A 22,960-nucleotide genomic window follows, 5' to 3' on the forward strand; every position below is an offset into this window, starting at 1 on the left:
CGTCACGTTGAGCATGGCACCCGCATCGACTAAGGTTGCCGGCCCCAAGCCGGAATCCATGCCCATGACAAAGCCTGTGCAACGCTTCGCCGCTCCCGCCCTCGATGCGCTCCCTGACGACATCCGCACGCGTCTCCTCGCCGTCCAGGAGAAGAGCGGCTTCGTGCCGAACGTGTTTTTGACGCTGGCCTACCGCCCGGACGAGTTCCGCGCCTTCTTCGCCTACCACGACGCACTGATGGAGAAGGACGGCGGCCTCAGCAAAGCCGAACGCGAGATGATCGTGGTCGCGACCTCGGCAGCCAATCAGTGCCAGTATTGCGTGATCGCGCATGGCGCGATCCTGCGTATCCGTGCCAAGAACCCGCTGATCGCCGACCAGATCGCCACGAACTACCGCAAGGCCGACATCACGCCGCGGCAAAAGGCGATGCTCGACTTCGCGATGAAGGTCTCGGCCGATGCGCAGCGGATTTCCGAGGACGATTTCACTGCGCTCGCGCCGCATGGCTTCAGCGAGGACGACATCTGGGACATCGCCGCAATCTCCGCCTTCTTCGCACTGTCGAACCGGCTGGCGAATTTCACCGGCATGCGGCCGAACGACGAATTCTATCTGATGGGACGGCTGCCGAAGAAATGACCGACCGCCGCGAGCGCGGAAGGAACGCATCGCCACAATGCAGCGGATGAGTTCCCGCTTGACGGGAACTCTGTGTTTTCGCAATCGCACACGTTTAATTAAGAATCTCACCCTCAACTAGCACAAACGCCTTGGCTTGCGCAGTTTCCGTCCCCGGAGACGCGGATGAGCCGTGCCTGTTGGGGGGCTTCTCATGAACGTGCGGGCATTTGTTATCGCGACCTGTATTGGCACGGCATTCTTCGCGGCCGGATACGCATGGAACTATCAGCCGGAGATCATCAACGCGAACGAGATATGGAGCATGTTCGAATCGGAGCATGGCAAGGCGCGGGCTGCCGTCTTGCGCGTCCTCGTTGCGCCGAATTCAGCTCACTTCAACGGCCTGCGAACGATCGATGCAGACCAGGCAAGATACGTATGCGGCTCCGTAAAAGCGATGGACAAGGAGAGGCAGTATGCCGAGGCCGCGTTCGTTTACACCGTCGCGATCGATTTTGCCCGTATCGACGACGACGGCCGGATGACGTCGCAGCGCTCTGCTTACAAGCCCTGCCCGGGCGCGGCCGACGACAAAATTGCCGACCAGAACACGCTGATATCGCCAGGCGCGCTGTCGATGATCAAGACCATCGAAAAAGTCATCCCCAAGTCCAGCGGCGGAACGATGGAACAACAGCTTGGCCAGCTGGCCGCACAGACAGCGGCGGTCGCGCCAGGTTCGGCGGTCCCGCGGAGATCAGCCGGCTCATCGGGTTCGCCAGCCTCGGCAGGGGCAGGATGGGCGCCAGCAGCACAGCATTCAGGTTCGGGCGTGGAGGCGCGACAAGCAGATGAACTGACGTGGCGTGTCGATCAGCCGCCGGCTGCATGGCCGAACTTCCCCTCGGACCATCCGCTGGCGAAATCGGCGCAGAAGCGGACGAGCGCCGAGGCCCTGGCGTTTGCGAAAGGCATCGAGGCTCGCTGGGAGGAGGCCAAATCATCCGGGGTTCCGGCCAAGCGTCCTTCGCCCGAGGAGATCAAGGAAGCATGCCGCGCGCTACTTACGATTGATCCCGCGGACAAGGATTATCCGCGGGCCTGGGCCGCCTTTGTGCGGTTGCGCAAAATCGATCGCGACGCTGCTGGTTGAACTGGCGTGAACCTGTCCTAGCGCTGCGCCATCAACTCGAGCGCCGGGGCAAAGCGCTCGGAAAAAGTCAACGTCTTGGCATGGTGAACTGCGGCAAACGACGCCGAGATCCCGGCTGAAGCGACCACGAGCAGGGCAACGGCGAAAACCAGACGGCGCATTTCGGCCTCCTGTGTGAGCTCGACAATTCCAACAGATGGCACGGCTTGGTTTCAGCACTGCTTCGTGCGGACGGAAGATGGTTTCGCTCAAGAGGCTGTGATCAGATCCGGTTTGCGGAGCCGCATGCCTCGCTGCTGCGAGCGTTGCGCCTAATCATCGTCCGCTGGCCCACACCAGCCGGGCAAATAGATCGCATCCTTGCTCTTGGCTGAGGACATCGCCTTCTCGAGCGCCTTGTCGAAATTGGCATCCACAGCCTTGCGCGACAGCTTTCGACGCAGATAGTCGGCCCACAGGAATTCGGAGAAGGGCGTGGTGTCCTTGGCGAAGCCGCCCATGCGGCGCAGTTCGCCGGCAAGGCTCCGGAAAGGATCGTCCTTGAGGTCGACGACGGATTTGGGCAAATCGCGGAATGGTCGCCGTTCGCCCTTGGCGTCGTAGGGGTAAACCCAGCGCTTGTTGTCCATCACGCCCCAGAACGCTTCGCGCTCGACCATCCTGAGGTCGCCGACAATGGTGACCAGCACCTCCTTGACGCCCTCGTCGTGCAGCGCGCGACCGAGATGATGATGGTCGATCACGTAATAGCGCTCGTCGGGGCCGTGCACGACGGGGATCATATGCTTGCCGAGCAGATCGGCCTGCTTCTTCTTGTCGTGCTCGCGCCAGCGCTTGCGCTTCTCCTTGACCTCGCGCATCCCGACCGTCATCTGCGTCGGCCGCAGCGACAGGATCGACACCGGATGCACTCTCGGTTCGCGCGTATTGGTCATGGTCGAAAGGCCCCTAACATGGTTGCAGCTGCGTGGTCAGGTTCCCTGGACTATGTCATGGGCACCGCGCCGGCAAATGCATTCGGCTCGGTGGATATTATTGCATCGCACCCTCTGCAGGCCCGGAACGACCACGGTTCCACGGTCCTTCGTTCGCAGTCCTGCAGGATAGTGCGAACGCGCAATGCACGTGCGCGTTGAGAAAATTTTCTGCAACGCGTTCACTACGTATGCTATCTAAAAATCGCTGCTTCGGAGTGATCCCTGCACCATGACAACCCAGCGGCCCATAAGCTCGGATGACGAGCACCGGGTGCTCCAGTTCAGGCCGCGCACCTCGCCTTCCCCGACGGCCCACCGCGGCAACGCTAGCGTGCAGCAATTGCGCGTCGCGCCCGAGCGGCTCGACCTGTCGCGCTACGAGGAGCCCCGCACCGAACCGGACGATTTCCGCCGTCGCATGCTCGCCAATATCGCGGCGCTGGCCTTCACCATCGCACTGACCGCGATCGGGATCTGGCTCGCGGTGAGCATCGCCGACCTGCGCCGGACCCAGGATTGCGTGCTGATGGGCCGCCGCGACTGCGTCAAGATCACGACGCCGCACATCTAGGCAGGACATCTGGTAAGCAAGACGTCTGGTAGGCCCGCTGGCGCTCCTTCGGCCGAAACGGCTCAGCCGGGGCGTCCCCAGCCCGGTCCCCACACCCGTCCGGCTCCATTGAACTCAGGGCGGCGCTCCGATATACGGGCTTTCGACCCGGCCAGAGGGGGGTTGAGGGCGTCATCGGGGCGCGATGCCCACCCATCGTTCCACTCTGGAAAATCTGACAAACATCTGCAATATATCAAAGGCTTAGTGATGTCCTCCACATTCGATCAGGTCGCTACGATCATCGCTGAAACCTGCGACATCCCGCGCGACACGATCACGCCGGATAGCCATGCCATCGATGACCTCGGCATCGACAGCCTCGATTTCCTGGACATCGCGTTCGCGATCGACAAGCAGTTCGGTATCAAGCTGCCGCTGGAAAAGTGGACTCAGGAGGTTAACGACGGCAAAGCGACCACCGAGCAGTATTTCGTGCTGAAAAACCTGTGCGCCCGCATCGACGAACTGGTTGCGGCCAAGGGCGCGAGCGCCTAAGCGCGCGGTCATGCAACTCGAATACTTCCACATGATAGATCGCGTCGTCGACCTCAACGTCGACGCGAAGACGATTGTTGTCGAGGCTCAGGTCCCGATGGAGAGCACCATCTTCGAAGGGCACTTCCCGGGCTATCCCCTGATGCCCGGCGTGCTCCTGATCGAATCGATGGCGCAGGCCTCGGGCTGGCTTCAGCTTGGCGTGCTCAAATTCGAGCGTATGCCGATCCTGGCTGCCGTCAAGGAGGCCAAGGTCCGCGGCTCGGTCTTCCCCGGCGATCTCATGAGCATCGAGGCGAGCCTGGCCCATCAGGGCTCAGGCTACGCCGTGACCGAAGCCAAGATCAAGGTCGGCGGCAAGCTGCGCGCGAATTCGACGCTGACCTTCACGCAGATTCCCTTTCCCCATGCGGATATGCGCGCCCACATGGACGCGGTCGCCAAACGCGTCGGCTTTCCGCAACAGGCCGTATTGCCATGACCGAGACTGCTTCGAAGCCTGCCCAGACGGAAGTCTGGATCACCGGCATTGGCCTGGCCACCTCGCTCGGCGAGGGCCTGGACGCCAACTGGGCCGCGCTTCAGGAGAAGCGCATCAATGTCGACGAGAAGGGCTTTGCACCCTACATTGTGCACCCCCTGATGCCTGTCACCTTCGACAGCCAGATCCCCAAGAAGGGCGACCAGCGCCAGATGGAAGCCTGGCAGCGCATCGGCACCTATGCGGCCGGGCTTGCGCTCGACTCCGCCGGGATCAAGGGCAACAAGGACATCCTGTCGAAGATCGACATGGTGGTCGCCGCCGGCGGCGGTGAACGCGATCTCAACGTCGACACCGGCGTGCTCACGGCCGAGGCCAAGGGCGCCAACGCGCCCGGCTTCCTCAATGAGCGGCTGATGAGCGATCTCAGGCCGACGCTGTTCCTGGCCCAGCTCTCCAACCTGCTCGCCGGCAACATCGCCATCGTGCACGGCATTGGCGGCACCTCGCGCACCTTCATGGGTGAAGAGGTTGCCGGCGCCGATGCCGCCCGCATTGCATTGTCGCGCATCGCCTCCGGCGAGAGCGACATCGCGCTGATCGGCGGCTCGCACAATGGCGAGCGCAAGGACCTGATGGTCCTCTACGAATTCGGCGACTTCAATCTGAAGGACAAGTTCGCCCCCGTGTGGGCGCGCAAGGACCACGCCGGCTTCGCGCTCGGCTCGGCTGGCGCGTTCCTGGTGCTGGAATCGAAGGCCCATGCGGAAGCGCGCGGCGCAAAACCATTCGCAAAGCTGTCGAGCGTCGTTGCCGACCTTGCCCGTCGTAAGACCCCCGGCGACATGGCCGCGACGCTGGAGAAGCTTTGGGCAAAGTTGCCGAAGCGCGACGGCAAGGGCGCGATCATATCCGGCGCGACCGGCGCGGAGCCTGCGACATCAGAAGAGCGCGCCTTCCTGAAGGGCCACGCCGATTTCCCGGTGCGCTCGACCGGCACGATGTTCGGCCACACCATGGAGACGCAATTCCCGCTCGGCATCGCGCTCGCCGCGCTGTCGATCTCTCGCGGCGCGCTGTTTCCGCCGAACGATTCCACGGGCACCGAGATTGAAATGCAGGGAGCGCCCACCCAGATTGTGGTGGTGGGGGCCGGACACTGGCGCGGCGAAGGCATGGCGCTGGTCGAGGCAGTAAGCTAAAGCGCGTTACGCTTTGGCAGGTTATTGTTTGGGTATGATCTTCTCGGAAAACCGCGTCACGCTTTTTCGGATCATGCTCCAGCTCAAGCGGGGATCGACATGACTGCACCACGCGACAAACTCGGGCGTCCCGTCGTCGTCGTCACCGGCATGGGCATCATGACCTCGCTCGGCAACGGCAAGACCGACAATTGGGCGAAGCTCGTCGCCGGCGAATCCGGCATCCGCACCATCACGCGCTTTCCGGTCGACGGCCTCAAAACCACGATGGCCGGCACGGTGGATTTCGTCAGCGTCGATCCGTTCTCCTCCACCGGCCTGTCCGAACGGATGGCGGAACTGGTGACGCAGGAAGCGCTGGACCAGGCCGGGATCGGCACCAAGGCGGATTTCCCGGGTCCTCTCTTTCTTGCGGTCGCACCGGTCGAAGTCGAATGGCCGCAGCGCCGCGAACTCGGCCGCGCCGTCGGCAAACCCGACTTCAATTACGACGATCTGCTGCGCATCTCCGGTGGCGGCAAGTACAGCGCCTATCACCACCGCTTCATGTTCGGTTCGGTCGCGGCCTACCTCGCCGAGACCTTCGGCACCAAGGGCTCGCCGATCTCGTTGTCGACGGCCTGCGCTTCGGGCGCGACCTCGATTCAGCTCGGCGTCGAGGCGATCCGCCGCGGCGAGACCGATGCCGCGCTGTGCGTGGCGACCGACGGCACCGTGAATCCGGAGGCGCTGGTGCGCTTCTCGCTGCTCTCGGCGCTTTCGACCCAGAACGACCCGCCGCAGGCGGCCTCCCGTCCCTTCTCCAAGAACCGCGACGGTTTTGTCATGGCCGAAGGCGCCGGTGCGCTGGTGCTCGAAAGCTATGAAGCCGCCACCGCGCGCGGCGCAAAAATACTCGGCGTAATCGCCGGCTGCGGCGAGCTCACCGATTCCTTCCATCGCACCCGCTCCTCGCCCGACGGCAAGCCGATCATCGGCTGCATGAACAAGACGCTGGCCGATGCCGGCATGACGCCGGATCAGATCGACCACATCAACGCGCACGGCACCGCGACGCCCGAGAACGACAAGATGGAGTACAATACGACATCGGCCGTGTTCGGCGAGCTCGTCTCGAAGATTCCGGTCACCTCCAACAAGTCGATGGTCGGCCACACCATCTCGGCCGCGGGCGCGGTCGAGGCGATCTTCTCGCTGCTGACGCTGGAGCATCAGCGTATCCCGCCGACGATCAACTACGACAATCCGGATCCCACGATCCTGTTCGACGTCGTCGGCAACAAGGCACGCGATGCCCGCGTCACCGCGGTGATGTCGAACTCGTTCGGGTTCGGCGGCCAGAACGCCTCGCTGATCCTGACCCGCGAACCGGCCTGACCGGACGCATGGCGCTGCTTCCGGCGAGGACGAAGGCCCGCGCGCGGCAGACGGCAAAGTCGATCGGTGGAGGGCTGATCGGCGCTGCCACCGTCGGCATGTTGCGCACCACGCGTTATTTCGATCCAGCCAAGACCTCGGACTTTTTCGCACGCGTCACCAAACTGATCGGCCCGCGCCTGCGCGAGCACCGCATCGGCCGCGCCAATCTCACCGCGGCGTTTCCGGACAAGTCGCCCGAGGAAATCGAAGCCATCCTGATGGGCGTCTGGGACAATCTCGGTCGCGTCGGCGCCGAATTCGCCCATATGGACCAGGTCTGGGATTACGACCGCGATCATCCAGAAAACAGTCGGATCGAACTGCCCAGCCGCAGCATCGAGCTGTTCGATCAAATCCGCGACGACGGCAAGCCGGCGTTGATCTTCGCCGCGCATTTGGCCAATTGGGAATTACCGGCGCTCGCCGCGGTCGCACACGGGCTCGATGCAGCGATCCTCTACCGCCGCCCGAATATCGCCTCCGCCGACCGCATCATCCAGGAGATGCGACAGGTCAACATGGGCACGCTGATCCCGGCGGGGCGCGACGCGCCGCTGCGGCTTGCCCAGGCGCTCAAGGACGGCAAGCACGTCGCGATGCTGATCGACCAGTATCTGACCGGCGGAGTCGAGGTCACCTTCTTCGGCCGCAAGACCCGCGCCAATCCGATGCTGGCGCGCCTGTTACGACAGGTCGAATGCCCGATCCACGGCGTCCGCGTCATCCGCCTGCCCGGCGGCCGCTTCACCGCCGAGATCACCGAAGAGGTCCACCCGGTGCGCGACGCCGACGGCAAGATCGACATCCAGGGCACCACGCAGGCGATCACGAGCGTGGTGGAAGGCTGGGTCCGCGAGCATCCGGAGCAGTGGCTGTGGCTGCACCGAAGGTGGCGGTAGCGGACAGTAGTGCTTACCGCCCCGTCTTCACCCTGGTCCAAAGCCTATTGATGACCCGCTGGGTCGCGGGCTCACGCGCCGTGATGACGAACAGCTTTGCGAGCGTCGCCTCGTCCGGATAGATGTTCTTGTCGCTCAAGATTTTCGGATCGACCAGTTTCTGGCTGGCGAGGTTGCCATTGGCGTAGGACAGGAAGTCCGTATTCCTGGCGGCCACGTCCGGACGGTAGAGATAGTTGATCAGCTCGTAGGCTTCGCTGACGTTCCTGGCATCCGCGGGGATCGCGAAATTATCGAAGAACATCTGCGCGCCCTCCTTCGGGATGGCGTAGCCGATCTCGATGCCGCTTTTGGCTTCGGCAGCGCGGGCGCGGGCCTGCATGATGTCGCCGGACCAGCCGACCACGAAGCAGATCTCGCCGGTGGCGAGCGCGCTCAGATATTCGGACGAATGAAACTTGCGCACGGAGGGCCGCACCTTGGTGACGACATCGGCGGCCTTTTCGAGGTCGGCCTGCTTGGTCGAGTTCGGATCAAGCCCGAGATAGTTCAACGCCGCCGGAAAGATGTCGTCGGCGGAATCCAGCATGTGGACGCCGCAGTCTTTGAATTTCGCGAGGTTCTCCGGCTTGAACACGATGTCCCAGCTGTCAATCTTGGCATCCGCTCCGAGAATCTGCTTCAACTTGGCGACGTTGTAGCCGATGCCGGTCGTGCCCCACATGTAATTGACGGCGTAGACGTTGCCGGGGTCGTAGATCGCGAGACGTTCGGTCACCACCGGCCAGTCATTGGCCAGGTTCGGCAGCTTCGACTTGTCGAGCTTCTGGAAGATGTTGGCCTTGATCTGGCGCTGGAGGAAATAGGCGGTGGGCACCACGACGTCATAGCCGGATTTGCCGGCCATCAGGCGCGTCTCCAGCGTCTCGTTGGCGTCAAACGTGTCGTAGACCACCTTGATGCCGGTCTCCCTGGTGAAGGCCTCGAGAACGTCGGGCGCCACGTAGTTCGACCAATTGTAGAAGTTGACGACCCGCTCCTCGGCCCCGGCAGGAGCGGAGAGCAACGTCAGCGCGGCGGCGATCGCAAGGCCAAAACCACAGCGGCTGACGTTGGTCATCTCCCTACCTCTTGCGCCCGCGCACCGCGTCCGACAGTCGCTCCAGTGCGGTGTCGAGCGTCTCGTCCTTCTTGGCAAAGCAGAAGCGCACCACCGAGGTCACAGGGTCCTGCTCGTAGAAGGCCGAGACCGGGATAGCCGCGACCTTGTAGTCCTTCACGATCCGCCAGCAGAACTCGGTGTCGCTCTCGTTCAGCCCGAGCGGGGACAGGTCGACGGTGAGGAAGTAGGTGCCCTGCGACTTCAGCACGGGGAAGCCGAGGCTCTCCAGGCCCTTGGCGAGGCGGTCCCTGCTCCGCGTCAGGTCCTTGCGCATCGACAGGAAATACTCGTCGGGCTTGCCGAGGCCGTAGGCGACGGCGGCCTGGAGGTTCGGCGCGGTGGTGAAGGTCAGGAACTGGTGCACCTTGGCGGCAACGCGCAGCAACGGCGGCGCGGCGCACACGAAGCCGATCTTCCAGCCTGTCAACGAGAAGATCTTGCCGGCCGAGCCGACCTTGATGGTGCGGTCGCGCATGCCGGGGATGGTGATCAGCGGGATGTGCTTGTGCTCGTCGAAAGTGACGTGCTCCCAGACCTCGTCGCAGATCGCGATGACGTCGAACTCCTGGCAGTAGCGCGCCAGCAGCTCGAGGTCCTCCCGCGGAAACACCACCGCGGACGGATTCAGGGGGTTGTTGAAAAGCACCGCCTTGGTCTTTGAATTGAAGACACTTTTCAGCATGTCCTCATTCAGCCGCCAATGCGGCGGCTCGAGCCGGACCAGGCGCGGAATGCCGCCGGCCTGGCGGATAATCGGCAGATAGGAATCGTACACCGGCTGGAAGCACACCACCTCGTCACCGGGCTGGACCACGGCGAGGATGGCCGAGGTCAGGGCCTCGGTGCCGCCGGAGGTCACCATCACCTCGCTCATCGGATCGAGCTCGAGGCCGTGCCAGTGGCCGTAATGGGTCGCGATCGCCTGACGGAGTTCCGGCAGGCCCATCATCGACGGGTACTGGTTGTAGCCGTTCAGCGAGGCCTCGGCCGCGGCGCGGCGGATGTCCTCGGGCCCGGGATCGTCGGGAAAGCCCTGCCCAAGATTGATGGCGGCATTGTCGCGCGCAGCCTGCGACATCGCCTCGAAGATGGTGACGGGAAGGTCTGCGAAGACCTTGTTGAGGGACGAGCTCTTGGACATCGGCGGGGTCAGCCGCCGACCTTGCTGGGAAGACCCGCCGCCTTCCAGCCCAGCATGCCGCCGGCCAGATGTTTGTCGTAAGGCAGGCCCGCGGCCTGCGCCGCCAGTGAGGCCGTCACCGAACGCTTGCCCGAGCGGCAGGCGAACACGACCTCCTTACCCTCCGGATCGGGGATCGCTTTGGGATCGAAGGTCGCGAGCGGCACGACCACGCCGTAGGGATAAGCCTCGGCCTCGACCTCGTTCGGCTCGCGCACGTCGACGAGGAGATAGCGCCCTTCCGCAACACCCTTGGAGACCTCGTCCGGGGTCAGATCCTGTACTTGATTTGCCACATCATCCTCCAACGTCGCGGGCCGCTGCCGGGGCGATCCCGGCGGCCGGCAACCTCGCCTCTTGGCCCGCGAAAATCAAGCGCTACAAAGGCTTGAGCTGCCTTGCGCAAGTTAAAGCTAAATCGCAGCGACTTGAAGCGCGACCTTCCAACGGAGGATCAGATCGTCACTTAGATGGTCACCTGGGTGCCGACCTCGACGACGCGGCCGGAGGGGATCTGGAAATAGTCGGTGGCGTCGTTGGCGGAACGGCTGAGCGAGATGAACAGCCGGTCCTGCCAGCGCGGCATGCCCGAATGGGCGGCCGGCTTGAGCGCCCTCCGCGACAGGAAGAACGAGGTCGACATGATGTCGAACTGCCAGCCGAGCTTGCGGGCGATCGCCAGCGCCTTCGGCACGTTGGGCGATTCCATGAAGCCGAACTTCAGCGTCACCTTGGAGAAGGTCGGCGAGATCTGTTCCAGCTTCACCCGCTCGGCCGGATCGATGCGCGGGGTCTGCGCGGTCTCGATGGTGAGAATGACGTTCTTCTCGTGCAGCACCTTGTAGTGCTTCAGACTATGCATCAGCGCGGTCGGCGCGCTCAGGGGGTCGCTGGTCAGGAACACGGCGGTGCCGGGCACGCGCTGCGGCGGCCGCTTCTCCAGCATGGCCACCAGGTCGGCGAGCGGGAATTCGAGCTTGCGCGACTTCTCGAACAGCAGCCGGCTGCCGCGCCGCCACGTGTACATCAGGATGATCATGAGCGCGCCGAGCGCCAGCGGCACCCAGCCGCCCTCGAACACCTTGAGCAGATTGGCGGCCAGGAAGGTGAGGTCGAGAAACAAGAACGGCGCGATCAGGGCGGCAGCCGTGAACGGCGACCACCGCCATACCTTCCAGATCACCACGAAGCCCATCATCGCCGTAACCACCATGGTCCCGGTGACGGAGATGCCGTAGGCCGAGGCCAGCGCGCTGGAGGAGCGGAATAAGAGCACCAGCAGGACCACTGCGACGAGCAGGAGCTGGTTGATGCGCGGGATGAAGATCTGGCCGGAATGGGCTTCGGACGTATGGCGAATTTCAAACCGCGGCAACAGACCGAGCTGGATCGCCTGACGCGTCAGCGAATAGGCACCGGTGATGACCGCCTGGCTCGCGATAACCGTTGCGGCGGTCGCCAGCACCACCATGCAGCCGCGGAAAAAACCTTGCGGAAAGAGCTGGAAGAACGGGCTCACGATCGCGCCGGGGTCGCCGAGCACGAGGGCGCCCTGCCCCAGATAGTTCAATGCCAGCGACGGCACCACGATGAACAGCCAGGCAGTCTGGATCGGCCGCTTGCCGAAATGGCCGAGGTCGGCATAGAGCGCCTCGGCACCGGTGACCGCCAGGAACACCGCGCCGAGCGTCACGAAGCCGATGATGCCGTGGTGGATCATGAAGGACACGGCGTAGAGCGGGTTCAGCGCGAACAGCACCTGCGGTTGCTGGATGATCGGGTGGATCGCCGCGATCGCGATCACCGCGAACCAGACGCACATGATCGGGCCGAAGAAGGCGGCGACGCGAGCGGTGCCACGGGACTGCACGGCAAACAGACCGACCAGGATGATCACGGTCAGCGGCACGATGTAGGGCTCGAAGTGCAGGGTGACGTCCTTCATGCCTTCGAGCGCCGACAGCACCGAGAGCGCCGGCGTGATCACGGCGTCGCCGTAGAACAGGGCTCCGGAAATGATGCCGAGCAGGACGATGGTTGTTCCGCGGGTGCCGACTGCGCGCTGGGCCAGCGCCATCAGCGCCAACGTGCCGCCCTCGCCGTTGTTGTCGGCACGGAGCAGGATCACGACATATTTGAGCGTCACCACGACGATGAGCGCCCACAGGATCAGGGACAGCACGCCGAGCACGGCCGCCGGCGTCGGCACCCCCTCCGCGCCAGAAGCCGCCATCACCGCCTCGCGGAACGCGTAGAGCGGGCTGGTGCCGATATCACCGTAGACGACGCCGATGCTGCCGAGTGTCAGCGCACCGAAGCCGGCGGTGGTGTGGGCGTCGCCATGCCCATTGGCCGCCGCCGTTTCCGGGGCGGGAATCGCGATATCACTTGTCATGGGAGAGCCTGGTGGCCTCTAAAAATGCTTCACTGCACAACGGCAGAAGGGCGCGGGGCTTATAGGCCTGCGCTGCCGGCATAGCCTAGCCAGATTTTGGACCTTAGCCATGCACATTTGCATGGCTTGGCCGCCGCCGTTTAGATGGTGACCTGGGTTCCGACTTCAACCACGCGTCCGGTGGGAATCTGGAAATAGTCGGTGGCGTCGTTGGCGGACCGGCTCAGCGCGATGAACAAATGGTCCTGCCAAAGCGGCATGCCGGACTGCGCCGACGCCTTCAGCGAGCGCCGCGACACGAAGAATGAGGTCGACATGATGTCGAATTGCCAGCCCTGCTTGCGCGCGATCGCGAGTGCCTTGGGCACGTTCGGCTGCTCCATGTAGCCGAAGCGCAGGCGGACCTTGAAGAACTTGTCGCTGATCCTCTCCATCCGGAACCGCTCCGACAGATCGACCCGCGGCGTATGCGCGGTCTCGATGGTCAGGACCACGTTGTGCTCGTGTAGCACCTTGTTGTGCTTGAGATTGTGCAGCAGCGCGGTCGGCACGAAGGAGGGATCGCTGGTCAGGAACACCGCGGTGCCCTTGACGATGTGCGGCGGCCGCTTTTCCAGGCTCCGGATCAGATCGTCCAGCGGCACCTCGATGCGGCGCGTTTTCTGGATCAGGATCCCGGACCCTCGCCGCCAGGTCCAGATTGTCCCGGCCATGATCACGCCGAACAGCAGCGGCACCCAGGCGCCTTCGAGCAGCTTCAGAAGATTCGCGCTGAAGAAGCTGATGTCGACCACGACGAAGGGCAGGATCACCGCTGCGGCCGTCGCCGCGCGCCAGTTCCACAATTTCCAGATCACGATGAAGCCCATGATGCCGTCAGCAACCATGGTGGTGGAGACCGCAATACCGTAGGCCGAAGCCAGATTGCTGGGGGTGTGGAACAACAGCACCAGCAGCATCACACCGATCAGCAGCAGCCGGTTTACACGCGGCAGATAGATCTGGCCGGCATGAGTTTCCGAGGTGAAGCGCACCTCGAAGCGCGGCAGGAGGCCGAGCTGCACTGCCTGATAGACCAGGGAATAGGCCCCCGTGATTACCGCCTGGCTCGCGATCACGGTCGCCGCGGTCGCAAGTCCGACCAGCGGCAGCACGAAATGCTCGGGCACCATGCGATAGAAGGAGTGTTCGATCGCGCTGGGATCCGACAGCACCAGTGCGCCCTGCCCGAAATAGTTGATCAGGAGCGCAGGCAGCACGAAGAACATCCAGGCCGACTGGATCGGCTTGCGGCCGAAATGGCCGAGGTCTGCGTAGAGCGCCTCGCCGCCGGTCACCGCGAGGAACACCGCGCCCAGTGTCACCAGGCCGATCGTGCCGTGCGACAGCAGGAATTGCAGGGCGTAATAGGGATTGATCGCTGCCAGCACCGACGGATCGTCGGCGATGTGAACGGCACCCAGCACGGCAAGAACGGTGAACCAGACGACCATCACCGGCCCGAAGGCTGAGGCGACCAGTGCCGTCCCCTTGCTCTGGACCGCGAACAGCAGCGTCAGGATGAGAACGGTCAGGGGAACGACATAGTGCTCGAAGGCGGGCGTTGCGAGCTTCAGACCCTCGACCGCCGACAACACCGAGATCGCCGGCGTGATCATGGAATCGCCGATGAACATGGAGGCGCCGACGACGCCGAGCGCCATCAGGAACCAGCTCCGCCGCCCGAGCGCGCGCTGGCCGAGCGCCATGAGGGAAAGCGTGCCGCCCTCCCCGTTGTTGTCGGCGCGCAGCAGCAGCAGCACGTATTTGGCGGTGACGACGATCAGCAGCGCCCAAAGGATCAGCGAGAGCACGCCGAGCACCATGACCCGCGAGACCGGCTGGCCATGGGCCGCGCCCCTGACGGCCTCGTGGAATGCGTAGAGCGGCGACGTGCCGATGTCGCCGAAGACGACGCCGATGCTCCCGAGCGTCAGGCCCCAGAAACCCGAGGTGACCGGCCCGTCCGGAGCTTCGGTCGATGTGATGCTCGCCGTCATATGAAACTGGAACGCTTCTGCCCGAGAATTGATCCGGCGCCTTTTGACGGTTCCGGCGCCCCTGTCAATCGGCACATCACCATAGCAGGCACCGGGCCAGATGCTGTGACGGCGCAGCAACGGTCGTTGCCCACGCGACGACATGCCTCAGGTAAGATGGTGGCACAAGAGCCCTGAGCCTTCAGTCCCCGATTGAAGGGGAATTGGCTCTAATCCTTGTTTTGTCGCGCTTCTTCGCGCGAAACAGGGTCCACTTCGCTCGAATGCGCCCTACGGCTTCAGATTCGGCGGCAGCGGCGGATCTTCGCGCATCAGGGTGATGGTCACCCGCCGGTTGGCCGCGAGCGAGGGATCGTCCGGAAACAGCGGCTGGGTATCCGCCTTGCCGGCGACGGCGAAGACATGGGCGGCCGGCAGGCCCTCGCGTTCGAGGATCTGACGCACGGCATTGGCGCGGTCGGCCGACAGATCGAAGGCGCCGTAGTCGCTGCGGGTCGGCACGAATCCAGCCGCGGTGTGGCCGGCGATGGAGACGCGCAGCGGCGTCGCCTTGAGCGGGACAGCGAGCTTCTCGATCAGGCGGCGGGTGCGGTCATAGGGGACTTTGGAGCCGTCGGCGAACATCGAGCGACCGTCCTGGTCCACGATCTCGAGGTTGAGGCCCTGCTTGGTCTCCTCGAACATGATGTGCTTCGACATCTCGGTCAATTCCGGCATGTCCTGCAACGCTTGGCGCAGCGAGGCCGCCGCCAGCGCAAAATTGCGGTCGACCTTGATCTTGGCGCCCGACGTGCGGTCACGATCCTCCTGGTCCGGCGTCGGCGTGTTGGAGGAGTCCTCGGGCTGAATGTGATCGACGTTCTTCAGCCGAGGGCGGGTCGGCAGCCCGTCGGACTCGACGATGCCGGAATAGCGCGCTTCGGTCTGGACACCGAAGGCGTCGCGCATGGAGCCTGCGACGACCTTCAGCTTGTTGGCATCCTGGGTCGAGAACGCGACGAGCATCACGAAGAAGCTCATCATCAGGCCCATCAGATCGGCGAAGGTCACGAACCAGCCGTGACCGCCTCCGTGTGAATCGCCGCGCTTCTTCTTGGCCATATCTCAAATCCCGGCGCGCGGCCTCAGGCCGGCACCGGCTCGCCTTCAGCGTGGCGGTGCTTCTCGGGCAGATAGGCCAGCAGCATTTCGCGGACCAGCGTGGGGCTCTTGGAGTCGCGGATCATCAGGATGCCGTCGATGATCAGCGTGCGGTTGGTCTCTTCGTCCAGGAGCTTTCCATGCAGCTTGTCGGCGATCGGGGTACAAAACAGGTTGGCGACCAGCGCGCCGTAGAGAGTCGCGAGCAGCGCGGTCGCCATGAACGGGCCGAGCTTTGACGGGTCGGTCATGTTGGCGAACATCTGCACCATGCCGATCAGCGTGCCGACCATGCCGAAGGCCGGGGCGCAGTCGCCGATGGCGCGGTAGATCTTGCTGCCTTCATCCAGATGCATCAAAAAATTATCGCGGTCGCGCTCGAGATTGTCGCGAATGAAGTCCAGGTCGTAGCCGTCGGCGACGTAGCGGATGCCCTTGGCGAGGAACGGCTCGTCGGTCTCGACCTTTTCCAAACCCACGGGCCCTTGCTTGCGGGCGATCTCGGCGATGCGGGCGAGTTCGTCGACCAGATCGTGCGCCGACAGACGGCTCATAGTGAAGGCAAACTTGGCGCCGAGCGGTAGGCCGTGGATCAGCGTCGAGAGCGGAAAGCGGATCATGGTCGCGGCCGTCGAGCCGCCGAAGATGATGATCATCGCATGCTCGGAAACGAACATGTGGAGATCGCCGCCCAGCAGCATCATCGTCGCGATGACGACAATGCCCGCCACGAGCCCGATGCTCGTCATGATATCCATGGGAGACTCCAACGCGAACGCAACAACGGCCGTCCTGGCCGATGGCGCGGCCCAACCCCGAACCGCATCGGAAACCCTAGTGAGCCGCGATTAAAGACGCGTAAAGGTTAAGTTGAGCCGGCGCGCCTGGCGGCCGCAGCGCGCTGAAAGGCGCCGGCTTTTGCCGACTGCCGACACGGATCTCAACATTTTGCTAACCATACGGTGTCGCGCGCACCCGTCACCCGTGCACGCGATCCCTTCGGCTGCGGCCCTGCGCCACATCGGGGGCGACCGATCAATTGGTATTCTGGACCCGGCCGGCACCTCATGGCGGAAGGCATCGCAATGGTGACGCTGTTCAGTCTTCTCACCGCGCTTCCCGCAGTGCTGGCGCTTCACATGCTCGAACCCGGGCTCGTCCTGCCGGCGTTCAGCGTGCTGCTCTTTGCCGAGGCGGCCCTCGCCGGGATCGCAGCGCACCTGATCCACATGCCGGACAATGCGGAAGATATCACCCTGTGGGATTTTGCCGGCGGCTTCACCTTGATCGGATGCGCTGCCGCGGTGCTCGGCGAGCCGGATCAGGCCGCCTTGTTCCTGACGGAACAGGGCAGCCTGCGAGCGGCGTCGCAACCGTAGATCATCGCGGTCCCGCCGTTAGTGAATCTCCGCCGAGCGCTTCAGCGCAGCCTTCAACTTCTCCAACGAGAAGTCGGGGCTGCGGGCGATCTCGAGGATCGGCGTCTCGCGGCGGCCACAGAGTTCGGCGGCCTCGGGCAGCTTTGCGGCAATATCGTGCGGAATTACGACAGCGCCGTGCTGGTCGGCATGGATCAGATCGTCCGACTTCACGGTCATGCCGGCGACGCGCACTTCGCCGCCAAAGCTCTCGGCATGCACCCACGCATGCGACGGGCCGATCGAGCCGGCCAGCGCCTGGAAGCCCGGCGCCCATTGCGGAATGTCGCGGATCGAACCGTCGGTGATGACGCCGAGGCAGCCGAGCGCCTTGTGCACGTTGCTCTGCACCTCGCCCCAAAACGCACCGTAGCCGACGTCGGGACCGTCGATGTCCTGGATCACCGAGATGCGCGGACCGTGGCCGGTACCGACATATTCGTAATATGCGATGCGGCGCTTGGACTGCTCTTCCGGCGGTAGTGAATTTTTCAGCACCGAGCGGATCGCGACCGTGCGGGCATAGCCGACGATCGGGGGCAGATCGGGAAATGGGCAGACCAGTGGTTTGGTGGTGTAGCCGATCAGCCGGCGCTCGGGCGCCACGATCTCCATGGCATTGCAGATCGTCGGCGTGTCATAGCGGCCCAGCGCTTCGAGGACGGAAGCGGGCAGCGGCCCGGTCGCAGTATTCGTCACAGCGTTCTCTCCCAGATTGGCGGCCGCTGTTGGTGCGGTGCCGCCTGCACCGGGCGATATAGCCGAGATCGGGCCTCAACCCAACTCAGGGCGCCTCATGGCAGATATCCAAGTCTCGCTGTTCAGTGCCTTGGCTGCTTGGCGCTTGCCGTTCAGTGCAGCCGGTCGGGCCGGTCGTCTTCGCGCGGCGGCTCCGACAGGTTTGCCAGCGTCGGCGCCGAAGGCGGCGAGGAGACCTCGCCTCCAGCCGGCGCGGTGGCTTCCATCGCGCGCGCCTGGTCGCGATAGGATTTGTAGCCGAGCGGCAAAGCGAGCAGATACAGCACCGTTCCGATGGACAGCACGTGCCAGGGATAGGCGATCAGGATCGCGATGAACACGACCACCGCGACGAACGCCGGCAGCACCAGCTCGGGCGGCACGCGCATGCGCTTGGTCTTGCCGGAGAACACCGGCAGGCGCGACACCATCAGGAAGGCGATCAGCAGCGTATACGCAGCCGTCACCGCCGCAGGCAGCCGGCCGAGATCGAGGAACGCGACATAGATCGGCAGCAGCACCGTGATCGCGCCGGCCGGCGCCGGCACGCCGGTGAAGAAGTTGGCGGCAAAGGCCGGCTTGTTGGGATCGTCCATGGTGGCATTAAAGCGCGCCAGGCGGAGGCCACCGGAGATCGCAAACACCATGGCGGCGATCCAGCCGGCATTGCCGAGCTCGTGCAGCTGCCAGAAATACAGCATCAGGCCGGGCGCCACGCCGAAATTGACGAAGTCGGCGAGGCTGTCGAGCTCGGCGCCGAACTTGGACTGCCCCTTGATCATGCGCGCGATGCGGCCATCGATGCCGTCGAGTGCCGCCGCGAACACGATGGCGTAGACCGCGAGCGACATCCGCCCCTCGATCGAGAGCCGGATCGAGGTCAGGCCGGCGCAGATCGCCAGCAGCGTGATGACGTTGGGCACCAGCATGCGCACCGGGATCGGGCGGAACCGTCGGCGGCGCACATCAGGATCTTTGAAGTCATAAGGCGTCATGGCTCGTCCTCACCTTGGGGCGAGATATAGCAAGCCGCGTTCCCCTCCGCCATTGCGGCGGAAGGCCCCTCAGGACCGACTTATTGGTTAATTGGCACGGTAGGCGCGGCTCGGGTCGTCTCCGGCAAGATCCGCCAGAATCGTCTCGCCGGCGATCGCGGTCTGGCCTTCCGAGACCAGCGCCTTCGTGCCCAGCGGCAGATAGACGTCGAGCCGCGAGCCGAATCGGATCAGACCGAAGCGCTCACCGGCGCCGATTGCCTGCCCCTCTTTGACGAAGCAGACGATGCGCTTGGCGACCAGACCCGCGATCTGGATCACGCCGATCCGCGCCGTCGGCGTCGTGATCACCAGCGAGTTGCGCTCATTGTCCTCGCTCGCCTTGTCCAGCTCGGCATTGATGAACAGGCCGGGCCGGTAGGCGATACGGTCCACCCGGCCCGCGATCGGGCTGCGGTTCACATGGCAGTTGAACACACTCATGAACACCGAGACGCGCGGCAGCGGCCGATCGCCGAGGCCGAGCTCGGCCGGCGGCAGCGCCATAGTGATCATCGAGACGCGGCCGTCGGCGGGCGACACCACGAGCCCCTCGCGCACGGGGGTCACGCGCACGGGGTCGCGGAAGAACAGCGCGCACCATACGGTCAGGATGGTGCCGATCCACCCCAACGGCGACCACAGCCAGAACAGGAGGAGGCTTGCCAGCGCAAAGCCGCCGATGAAGGGATATCCCTCCTTGTGGATCGGCGGGATCTGACGCTGGATCGAATCGAGAATGGACATCGCTATCTGCCGCTCAGGGTTGATGGCGCAGGTCGTCCCGCGCGGTGGTGTTGTTTAGGCCAGAGTTGGGACCGGAGACAAGGTCACTCCGCCGCCGCAGGCGCCGTCAGGACATCGGCGACCGGCGGTGCCTCCCGGTTGGGCGCCTCGCCGGAATCGGCCATCCTCGCCAGTTTCTCGCGCGCCGCCTCGGCCTCGCGCTGCCTGTTCCACATGCTGGCGTAAAGTCCCCCCTCCGCAAGCAGTTTTGTGTGGGTGCCGCGCTCGGCGATACGGCCCTGGTCCAGCACGATGATCTCGTCGGCGCCGACGATGGTCGAGAGCCGATGGGCGATCACCAGCGAAGTGCGGTTCTTCGCCACGCGCTCGAGCGCACCCTGAATTTCGTGCTCGGTGTGGGTGTCAAGCGCGGAGGTCGCCTCGTCCAGCACCAGGATCGGCGGCGCCTTCAACACGGTGCGCGCGATCGCAACCCGTTGTTTTTCGCCGCCGGACAGTTTCAGGCCGCGCTCGCCGACCTGGGTCTCGTAGCCTTTCGGCGCCATGCGGATGAAATGATCGATCTGCGCCAGCTGCGCTGCCTGCTCGACCTCGGCATCGCTGGCGTCCCAACGCCCGTAGCGGATGTTGTAGCGGATGGTGTCGTTGAACAGCACGGTGTCCTGCGGCACCATGCCGATGGACGCGCGCAAGCTCGCCTGCGTGACTTCGCGAATGTCCTGGCCGTCGATCAGGATCTTGCCGCCCGAGATGTCGTAGAGGCGAAACAGAAGCCGCGAGATGGTCGACTTGCCCGCACCTGACGGGCCGACGATCGCGACCGTCTTGCCGGCCGGCACCTCGAAGCTGATGCCCTTGAGGATCGGACGGGACGGCTCATAGGCAAAGCGCACATCCTCGAAACGCACATTGCCCGCGGAGACCACCAGTGGCTTCGCGCCCGGCGCATCCTTGATCTCAGCCTCGCGCCCCAGCACGTTGAACATCTTCTCGATGTCGATGATCGCCTGCTTGATCTCGCGATAAACCATGCCCATGAAGTTCAAGGGCTGGTAGAGCTGGATCATCATCGCGTTGACCAGCACGAAATCGCCGACCGTGTTGGTGCCGTTGCGCACGCCGATCGCGCACATCAGCATGGTCGCGGTCAGCCCCAGCGTGAAGATCACGGCCTGCCCGGTGTTGAGCACGGCCAGCGAAGTATAGGCCTGGACGCTCGACTCCTCGTAACGCGCGACCGACCGGTCGTAGCGCTGTGACTCACGGGCCTCGGCGCTGAAATATTTGACCGTCTCGTAGTTGAGCAGCGAGTCGATCGCCTTGGTGTTCGCCTCGGTGTCGGCATCGTTCATCTTGCGGCGGATGCCGATCCGCCACTCGGTCGCGATGTAGGTGTAGTACATGTAGACCGCGACAGTGACGAGGGTCGCAAGCACGTAGCGCCAATCGAACTGCCACAGCAGCACGGCCATCAGCAGCGAGACCTCGACGATGGTCGGGATCAGCTGCAGGATCACCATGCGCACGATGACCTCGATGCCCTCGCGGCCGCGCTCGAGCACGCGCGTCAGGCCGCCGGTCTTGCGCTCCAGGTGGAAGCGCAGTGACAACTCGTGCATGTGGATGAAAGTGATGGTGGCGAGCTTGCGCACCGCGTGCATGGCAACGCGCGCGAAAATGCCGTCGCGCCATTGCGTCAGCACCGCCATCACGATGCGCATCACGCCGTAGCTGGCGGTCAGCAGCAGCGGCGAGGCGATCACCCAGAGGTGCCAATTGTCGGCCTGAACTGGCGCACTGTTGGCGCCGGTCAGCGCGTCGGTCGCCCATTTGAAGCTGAAAGGAACCGTCAGCGTGATCAGCTTGGCGGCGAGCAGCAGCACCATCGACCAGACCACGCGCATCTTCAGGTCGAAACGGTCGCCCGGCCAGATATAGGGCCACAGATGCGCCAGCGTGCCCATCAGCGTGGCCCGCTCCAGCGGCCCCCCGGCGGGATCAGGAACGTTGGCGCCGGCGGGCGATTGAGCTTGGTCCATCAAGAAGCCTGAAAAGCCCGTCGAATGCGGGCTGCGTTGCCATTAAGGATTTTCGTTTGTCATATAGAGCCTTACCGATGCCCATGCACCCCGCCAGATGGCGAATCTTGGATTGTTCGTCGTGGTTTACCGGTAGATTTCCGGAAGCCCCGAATCACCGATTGGGCTTGACGCCCCTTCGCTGCAATGCATCATGGCACCAATGAGCACGATCAAAACCGTCTGTGTCTATTGCGGCTCCGGCCCAGGAACCAATCCCCGTTTCACCGAAGGCGCCAAGGCGTTCGGCAAGGCGCTCGCCGAGAACAACATCCGCCTCGTCTATGGCGGCGGCTCGCTCGGCCTGATGGGCTCGGTGGCGACCTCCGTCCTCGATCACGGCGGCACTGTCACCGGCATCATCCCCGATTTCCTGAGGATGCGGGAAAACGCGCTGACGCGCGTGCAGGAGATGATCGTCACCCCCGACATGCACGAGCGCAAGCGACTGATGTTCGAACGCTCCGACGCCTTCGTGGCGCTGCCGGGCGGCGTCGGCACGCTGGAGGAGTTGGTCGAGCAATTGACCTGGAAGCAGCTCGGACGTCACGCCAAGCCGGTGCTGCTGGCCAACATCGATAATTTCTGGGAGCCGCTGTTCTCGCTGCTGTCGCACATGCGCCAGACCGAGTTCATCCGCGCCGGCCTTTCGGTCGACATCCTCAAGGCCGATCGGATCGAAGAGATTTTGCCGAAGCTGAAATCGGCTGCAGCGCAGATCGAAGATGCGGAAAAGCAGCTCGCACCGGAAATGGCGCGCAAGCTCTAGTCCGCAGGAAACGTCACCGCCTCGATCCGGTTACCATCGGGGTCGACAACGAAGGCTGCGTAATAACGCACGCGATCGTGCGGGCGGATACCCGGCGCGCCGTCGGATGCGCCGCCGGCCGACAGCGCTGCGGCGTGAAATGCATCGACCTCGACGGTCGTCTTTGCCCGCAGGCAGATATGGACGCCGCTCTCCGGCGGCACGTGCGGCATGCCCTCGCGCAGATTGATCCAGAATTCGGGATAGGCCTTGCCAAAGCCGATCGTCCGCGGTCGCGTGACGACGCGAGTGAGCCCGAGCGCCCCGAGCGCCGCCTCGTAAAATGTTGCCGAGCGTTCGAGATCGCTGACGCCGACGGAGATGTGATCGATCATGGGTCGCGCCCCCCTCTCCTGT

General features: G+C 64.0%; 24 protein-coding genes. 10 read left to right on the top strand and 14 right to left on the bottom strand.

The window, feature by feature from the left end:
- Nucleotides 1–64: 64 nt before the first annotated feature.
- Entirely contained in the window at nucleotides 65–643 is a 579-nt protein-coding gene (locus AC0L3B_RS11230) for a peroxidase-related enzyme (protein ID WP_204510910.1), read from the top strand.
- Nucleotides 644–836: 193 nt separating this feature from the next.
- On the top strand, nucleotides 837–1,778 hold the full coding sequence (locus tag AC0L3B_RS11235) for a hypothetical protein (RefSeq protein ID WP_473380395.1): 942 nt from the start codon (nucleotides 837–839) through the stop codon (nucleotides 1,776–1,778).
- A gap of 17 nt (nucleotides 1,779–1,795) precedes the next feature.
- Here AC0L3B_RS11235 and AC0L3B_RS11240 read toward each other — a convergent pair whose 3' ends face one another.
- Together AC0L3B_RS11240 and AC0L3B_RS11245 are read right to left on the bottom strand one after the other, a co-directional pair.
- Entirely contained in the window at nucleotides 1,796–1,939 is a 144-nt protein-coding gene (locus AC0L3B_RS11240) for a hypothetical protein (protein WP_162847291.1), read from the bottom strand.
- 150 nt (nucleotides 1,940–2,089) lie between these two features.
- Nucleotides 2,090–2,713 (bottom strand): ParB-like protein, encoded by a 624-nt coding sequence (locus tag AC0L3B_RS11245; protein WP_063992858.1) that lies wholly within the window; start codon nucleotides 2,711–2,713, stop codon nucleotides 2,090–2,092.
- A 271-nt stretch (nucleotides 2,714–2,984) separates the two neighbouring features.
- On the opposite strand from AC0L3B_RS11245, the gene AC0L3B_RS11250 reads away from it, so the two are divergent.
- The 6 genes from AC0L3B_RS11250 (at nucleotide 2,985) to AC0L3B_RS11275 (ending at nucleotide 7,864) form a co-directional block, all read left to right on the top strand.
- Entirely contained in the window at nucleotides 2,985–3,326 is a 342-nt protein-coding gene (locus AC0L3B_RS11250; RefSeq protein ID WP_085352754.1) for a hypothetical protein, read from the top strand.
- Between the two features lie 249 nt (nucleotides 3,327–3,575).
- A complete protein-coding gene (locus AC0L3B_RS11255) occupies nucleotides 3,576–3,863 on the top strand; it encodes an acyl carrier protein (RefSeq protein WP_007592476.1) in 288 nt (95 codons plus the stop codon).
- A 10-nt stretch (nucleotides 3,864–3,873) separates the two neighbouring features.
- On the top strand, nucleotides 3,874–4,344 hold the full coding sequence (locus AC0L3B_RS11260; RefSeq protein WP_085352753.1) for a 3-hydroxyacyl-ACP dehydratase FabZ family protein: 471 nt from the start codon (nucleotides 3,874–3,876) through the stop codon (nucleotides 4,342–4,344).
- Nucleotides 4,341–5,546, top strand: coding sequence for a beta-ketoacyl-ACP synthase (locus AC0L3B_RS11265; RefSeq protein WP_085362160.1), 1,206 nt, complete (start codon nucleotides 4,341–4,343; stop codon nucleotides 5,544–5,546). Before AC0L3B_RS11260 ends, AC0L3B_RS11265 begins: the two co-directional genes overlap by 4 nt.
- A gap of 99 nt (nucleotides 5,547–5,645) precedes the next feature.
- On the top strand, nucleotides 5,646–6,923 hold the full coding sequence (locus tag AC0L3B_RS11270; RefSeq protein ID WP_018459333.1) for a beta-ketoacyl-ACP synthase: 1,278 nt from the start codon (nucleotides 5,646–5,648) through the stop codon (nucleotides 6,921–6,923).
- Between the two features lie 8 nt (nucleotides 6,924–6,931).
- Nucleotides 6,932–7,864, top strand: a complete 933-nt coding sequence (locus AC0L3B_RS11275) for a lipid A biosynthesis lauroyl acyltransferase (RefSeq protein WP_018459334.1) — start codon at nucleotides 6,932–6,934, stop codon at nucleotides 7,862–7,864.
- A 13-nt stretch (nucleotides 7,865–7,877) separates the two neighbouring features.
- Here AC0L3B_RS11275 and AC0L3B_RS11280 read toward each other — a convergent pair whose 3' ends face one another.
- The 7 genes from AC0L3B_RS11280 to AC0L3B_RS11310 form a co-directional block, all read right to left on the bottom strand.
- Nucleotides 7,878–8,984, bottom strand: coding sequence for a polyamine ABC transporter substrate-binding protein (locus tag AC0L3B_RS11280; RefSeq protein ID WP_473380396.1), 1,107 nt, complete (start codon nucleotides 8,982–8,984; stop codon nucleotides 7,878–7,880).
- Nucleotides 8,985–8,988: 4 nt separating this feature from the next.
- Nucleotides 8,989–10,167 carry an aminotransferase gene (locus AC0L3B_RS11285; RefSeq protein WP_085395866.1) on the bottom strand — a complete coding sequence of 393 codons (1,179 nt, stop codon included), beginning with the start codon at nucleotides 10,165–10,167 and terminating at the stop codon, nucleotides 8,989–8,991.
- A gap of 8 nt (nucleotides 10,168–10,175) precedes the next feature.
- Entirely contained in the window at nucleotides 10,176–10,502 is a 327-nt protein-coding gene (locus AC0L3B_RS11290; RefSeq protein WP_247391225.1) for a rhodanese-like domain-containing protein, read from the bottom strand.
- Between the two features lie 170 nt (nucleotides 10,503–10,672).
- Nucleotides 10,673–12,601, bottom strand: coding sequence for a potassium transporter Kup (locus AC0L3B_RS11295; RefSeq protein WP_085352750.1), 1,929 nt, complete (start codon nucleotides 12,599–12,601; stop codon nucleotides 10,673–10,675).
- A gap of 140 nt (nucleotides 12,602–12,741) precedes the next feature.
- Nucleotides 12,742–14,640, bottom strand: a complete 1,899-nt coding sequence (locus AC0L3B_RS11300) for a potassium transporter Kup (protein ID WP_085385797.1) — start codon at nucleotides 14,638–14,640, stop codon at nucleotides 12,742–12,744.
- A 270-nt stretch (nucleotides 14,641–14,910) separates the two neighbouring features.
- Complete coding sequence (locus AC0L3B_RS11305) at nucleotides 14,911–15,741, bottom strand: OmpA/MotB family protein (protein WP_007592497.1); 831 nt, start codon at nucleotides 15,739–15,741, stop codon at nucleotides 14,911–14,913.
- Nucleotides 15,742–15,764: 23 nt separating this feature from the next.
- Nucleotides 15,765–16,538, bottom strand: a complete 774-nt coding sequence (locus AC0L3B_RS11310) for a motility protein A (RefSeq protein WP_018459340.1) — start codon at nucleotides 16,536–16,538, stop codon at nucleotides 15,765–15,767.
- A gap of 327 nt (nucleotides 16,539–16,865) precedes the next feature.
- Between AC0L3B_RS11310 and AC0L3B_RS11315 the strand changes: the two genes are divergently transcribed.
- Nucleotides 16,866–17,159, top strand: coding sequence for a hypothetical protein (locus AC0L3B_RS11315; protein ID WP_085353034.1), 294 nt, complete (start codon nucleotides 16,866–16,868; stop codon nucleotides 17,157–17,159).
- Between the two features lie 18 nt (nucleotides 17,160–17,177).
- Here the strand turns inward: AC0L3B_RS11315 and AC0L3B_RS11320 are convergent, their stop codons facing one another.
- The 4 genes from AC0L3B_RS11320 to AC0L3B_RS11335 all read right to left on the bottom strand — a co-directional run bounded on the left by AC0L3B_RS11320 (nucleotide 17,178) and on the right by AC0L3B_RS11335 (nucleotide 21,756).
- Nucleotides 17,178–17,897: an RraA family protein gene (locus AC0L3B_RS11320; protein WP_018459343.1), complete on the bottom strand. Its 720-nt coding sequence runs from the start codon at nucleotides 17,895–17,897 to the stop codon at nucleotides 17,178–17,180.
- 152 nt (nucleotides 17,898–18,049) lie between these two features.
- Nucleotides 18,050–18,931, bottom strand: coding sequence for a CDP-alcohol phosphatidyltransferase family protein (locus tag AC0L3B_RS11325; protein WP_018459344.1), 882 nt, complete (start codon nucleotides 18,929–18,931; stop codon nucleotides 18,050–18,052).
- Between the two features lie 87 nt (nucleotides 18,932–19,018).
- Nucleotides 19,019–19,723, bottom strand: coding sequence for a phosphatidylserine decarboxylase (locus AC0L3B_RS11330; protein WP_256374445.1), 705 nt, complete (start codon nucleotides 19,721–19,723; stop codon nucleotides 19,019–19,021).
- A 77-nt stretch (nucleotides 19,724–19,800) separates the two neighbouring features.
- Nucleotides 19,801–21,756 carry an ABCB family ABC transporter ATP-binding protein/permease gene (locus AC0L3B_RS11335; protein ID WP_473380397.1) on the bottom strand — a complete coding sequence of 652 codons (1,956 nt, stop codon included), beginning with the start codon at nucleotides 21,754–21,756 and terminating at the stop codon, nucleotides 19,801–19,803.
- A gap of 202 nt (nucleotides 21,757–21,958) precedes the next feature.
- Here AC0L3B_RS11335 and AC0L3B_RS11340 point away from each other — a divergent pair, with 202 nt between their 5' ends.
- Nucleotides 21,959–22,564 carry an LOG family protein gene (locus AC0L3B_RS11340; RefSeq protein ID WP_018459347.1) on the top strand — a complete coding sequence of 202 codons (606 nt, stop codon included), beginning with the start codon at nucleotides 21,959–21,961 and terminating at the stop codon, nucleotides 22,562–22,564.
- Here the strand turns inward: AC0L3B_RS11340 and AC0L3B_RS11345 are convergent.
- Nucleotides 22,561–22,938 (bottom strand): VOC family protein, encoded by a 378-nt coding sequence (locus AC0L3B_RS11345; RefSeq protein ID WP_473380398.1) that lies wholly within the window; start codon nucleotides 22,936–22,938, stop codon nucleotides 22,561–22,563. The genes AC0L3B_RS11340 and AC0L3B_RS11345 overlap by 4 nt on opposite strands.
- Nucleotides 22,939–22,960: the final 22 nt, after the last annotated feature.

Source organism: Bradyrhizobium sp. Kon56, from assembly GCF_055807635.1.